This is a genomic window from Mycobacterium sp. E1715, from assembly GCF_001667625.1.
In the GTDB taxonomy this organism is placed as follows: Bacteria; Actinomycetota; Actinomycetes; order Mycobacteriales; family Mycobacteriaceae; genus Mycobacterium.
In genome coordinates, this window is the sequence record NZ_LZJJ01000438.1 from 1 (window position 1) to 3,517 (window position 3,517).

A 3,517-nucleotide genomic window follows, 5' to 3' on the forward strand; every position below is an offset into this window, starting at 1 on the left:
CGGCCTGCTCGGCGGTCCACGACGAACAAGCCACCGGCCTGCAGGCCCACCTGCCCACGCCGGACCCCGCCCTGACCACCGCCTTGCAAAAGCAGATCAACGACTTTCACACTGCGATGCACATGTGCATGTCGTTGGGGCCGAACTCCACCCCGGTCGATCTCGATCTGGCGGACTCGTATGCGCACCAGGCGATTGAGGATCTCAAGACGGTCAACGACATTCTGGTCGAGGACCTGAGTTGAGGGCATCGCCCCAAATACGCAGATCTTTGCGCGAGTGTGCAGGCCTTTCTGTCCGTGGGGTGGCTGGTTTGGTGGTTTGAGTCCACCTGGTCATCCCGACGCGGCATAGCGTGGGCCGCGCTTCGCTAAGGTTTCGTCTGTGTCGTTGTGGCTGTCGCTGAGACCCTGGTGGCTGCAGTGGCCGTTGTACGCCCTGGCGGTGATGCTGGGCCTGGCACCGCTCGTGATGATCGGCGACTATCCCAGCGGGCCGTCCCGGTCGCACTGGACCAGCGCACCGTGGTGGATCACCGTCGCGATCGTCGCACTGGTGATCGGCTTGGCCACCGCGCTCGGCTCGGTGCGCCGCATGGCGGGGCTGCGGCCCACACTCGGAACGCTGTCATTCGCCGAATGTCGCCACGTGTCCGAGGCGATGCGTTCGGGCGCCCTTCCCGATGATCCGGCAACGCGTGACGCGGCGAGGCAACTGATCGAGCGGGCCCGCGACTCGATCGCGGGTTCCGCCAAACTGATGATCACCGCTTGCTGGATTCTCGTTTCGGTGCAGGTTTTCGGCTTCATCGGTGACGCAAAGCATTTCACGTTGCGAATCCTGTTGCTGGCGGTGGCGTTCGCATATCTCGCCGGCTACTACTGGTACTACCCGCGTCTGCTCGACGCGCGGTTGCAACTGCTCGACGAGCCCGCGGCCCGTTAGCCCCGTCCTGTTGCGGAATCCGCCGCCGCCAGCGCCATCGGCCGGACGTACCCGCCGATCAGCGTTCGATGCCACCAGGCTCGCTCACGGCGCAGCTCGGCGGGCGTCGTGAAGCGATATTCGTACAGCAGCGCGCGCACGTAACGTGGCGGCGCATCCGGAAATGGGTTGCGCCGCAACAAGCGCAGTGTGGGCCGGTCGTTGCGCAGCAGTCGCTGCAGCAACGGCGTCAGCCACGGCTGCGCGTAGGCGGGCGAGATGGCGGCGAACCACATCAGCCAGTCCAGCCGCAGGTGGTACGGCGCCCACTGGCGGGGGAGCCGGCGCACCGCGCCGGGCTTGCCCTTGAATTCGTATTCCTTCCAGACGGTCTGCTCGGTGGGGTGAGCTTCGTCGGTGCCTTCGATCACCACCTCGCGGCGAACGCGACCGATGCTGCCGAACGCGCCGTAGGTATTGACCAAATGAAAAGAGTTGAACGACATGTTCATTCGCTGCCGTTTGGACAACATGTTGCGCACCGGCCAGTAGCTCATGAACAACACCGCCGCGGTGAACGCGATCACCAGCGCGGCGAACCACACCGGCGTCGCCGAGAACGCCGGATGAAGGCGCGCCCTGAACAAAGAGTCGTCGATGGCGCTGCACGCCAACAGGATCGTCACCCAGTTGAGCCAGGCGAAGTTGCCCGACGCGACCAGCCACAGTTGGGTGACGACGATGATCGCCGCCGCGACGCCGGCCACCGGTTGCGGCGCGAACAGCCCGAACGGCACGATCAGCTGCGAGAAGTGGTTGCCCGCCACCTCAATTCGATGCAGCGGCTTCGGCAGGTGGTGGAAGAACCAGCTCAACGGCCCGGGCAGCGGCTGCGTCTCGTGGTGGTAGTACAGACACGTCAGGTCGCGCCAGCACGGGTCGCCGCGCATCTTGATCAACCCGGCGCCGAACTCGACCCGGAACAGCAGCAACCGGACCATCCACAGCGTCAACACCGGCGGCGCCACTTGGGAATTGCCGAGAAAGATCATCAAAAAGCCGGTCTCCAGCAGCAGCGACTCCCAGCCGAACGCGTACCAGGTCTGCCCGACGTTGACGATCGACAGGTAGAGCACCCATAGCGTCAGCCACATCAACATCGCGGCCCACAGCGGCACGGCATCGGCAGCGCCGGCGACGACCGCCGCCGACAGAACCGCCCCGAACCAGGCCACCGCCGAGAACAGGCGATCGGAGTACCGCAGGTGAAACAGGCTGGGGGTCCGCCAGAACGACTGCCCGGCCAAAAACCGCGGGATGGGCTGCATTCCGTGCTCGCCGATGAGCGCCCGGAACTGCGCCGCGGCCGCGACGAACGCAAGCAGGTAGACCACCGCGGCGCCCCGCTCGAGCACCTCTCTGCCGAGCCAATATTCGGGTGCGGAAAACCAGCCCATGGCCGTAACTCCTCGGACGGTGTCGGTCACACAGACCCGCATATCCAGTCAATCAGCCGGCAAACGGCCAGCCAATACCCTCGACGGCTATTCGTCACCTGGCCCACGGGCCCGATCGGGCAGCGCCACCGCGGACGCGGCGAGCGCCGCGAGCGAAATCAGCGCCAGCAGCTGCACATTCGCGGAATGGCCGGCGTAGCCGTCCACCGATCGCCAGGGATGGCGCGAGAGCACGGCCCCGGCCAGGATCAGACCGCCCGCGCTCAGCGCCATCGCGGCGCCGTCGAAGCGGCGGCGCAGCGCGTATCGCAGCCCCAACGCCGCACCCACCACGACGACGCCCGCCGCCCCGCCGACCACCGCCGCGGCGGCCACCACCGCGACCGCCGCCCACGCCCCCGGGTTCCACGGCCGGGCGGGCGCATCGTCGGCGCGCCGGCTGCGGGTGCGCCACAGCGCGAGCAGGGCCAACAGCGGCAGCAAGGCCAGACCGACCGCGAGCCCCGCGCGGTAGGGCGCGTTGGACGGGAAGGTCAGCGTGATGGTGCCGGGGTCCCCCGGGGGCACCACCCAGCCCTGCTGCCAGCCGTTGACGGCGACCGGGGTCAGCCGGGTCCCGCTGCTGGTGCGCGCGACCCAGCCGGGGTTGATGCTTTCAGGGACGACCAGCACCCGCGAGGTGGACGACGGCGGCGCCTGCACCTCGCGCCGGTCCGGCCCCCACGCCCGCCACACCGGAACCGCGACGGCGGCGGGCGCGACCGGCGCGGCCGCGCGCGAGGTCAGCTCGGCGCCGTCGACGACGAACTGGGCGCCCGGGCTGATCAGCAGCTCCTGTTGGCCCGCAGGCAGCGCGACCGGGTCGGGGTCGCACGCGCGCGCGGCGATGGGCTCGCCGCCGAGCAGCGCGCCCACGGTGGTGCGGATCGATGTGTGCACGAACCGGCCCGCGACCGCGATCACCGGGCCGTGGTCGCAGTCGACCGTGATCTCGCGCCCGCGGTTGCGGGCGGCGTCGGCGGGCGCGATCGGGTTGCCGTCGGCGCCGAGCGCCGACAGTTCGGCCAGCCCCGGCGGCTTGAGCTGGTCGAAGCCCAGCGCGTTGCGGTCGATGACGTCTTCCCAATTCAGCAGGC

2 protein-coding genes and 2 pseudogenes are annotated in these 3,517 nt (G+C 68.7%); 2 read left to right on the top strand and 2 right to left on the bottom strand.

Annotated elements, in window-relative coordinates:
• Together A9X03_RS29925 and A9X03_RS21285 are read left to right on the top strand one after the other, a co-directional pair.
• Positions 1 to 245: pseudogene (locus A9X03_RS29925) on the top strand (hypothetical protein); the annotation flags it as partial.
• Between the two features lie 139 nt (positions 246 to 384).
• Entirely contained in the window at positions 385 to 945 is a 561-nt protein-coding gene (locus tag A9X03_RS21285; RefSeq protein WP_068262827.1) for a hypothetical protein, read from the top strand.
• On the opposite strand, the gene A9X03_RS21290 is transcribed toward A9X03_RS21285, so the two are convergent.
• Together A9X03_RS21290 and A9X03_RS21295 are read right to left on the bottom strand one after the other, a co-directional pair.
• A complete protein-coding gene (locus tag A9X03_RS21290; protein ID WP_068262831.1) occupies positions 942 to 2,381 on the bottom strand; it encodes a lipase maturation factor family protein in 1,440 nt (479 codons plus the stop codon). The two genes, A9X03_RS21285 and A9X03_RS21290, sit on opposite strands and share 4 nt — an antisense overlap.
• Before the next feature lie 87 nt (positions 2,382 to 2,468).
• Positions 2,469 to 3,517 (bottom strand): annotated as a pseudogene (locus tag A9X03_RS21295) (hypothetical protein); the annotation flags it as partial.

What these genes read in the sequence shown, in the direction of transcription:
- A9X03_RS21290 (WP_068262831.1), bottom strand. Translation starts at nt 2,381, where the DNA reads ATGGGCTGGTTTTCCGCACCCGAATATTGGCTCGGCAGAGAGGTGCTC.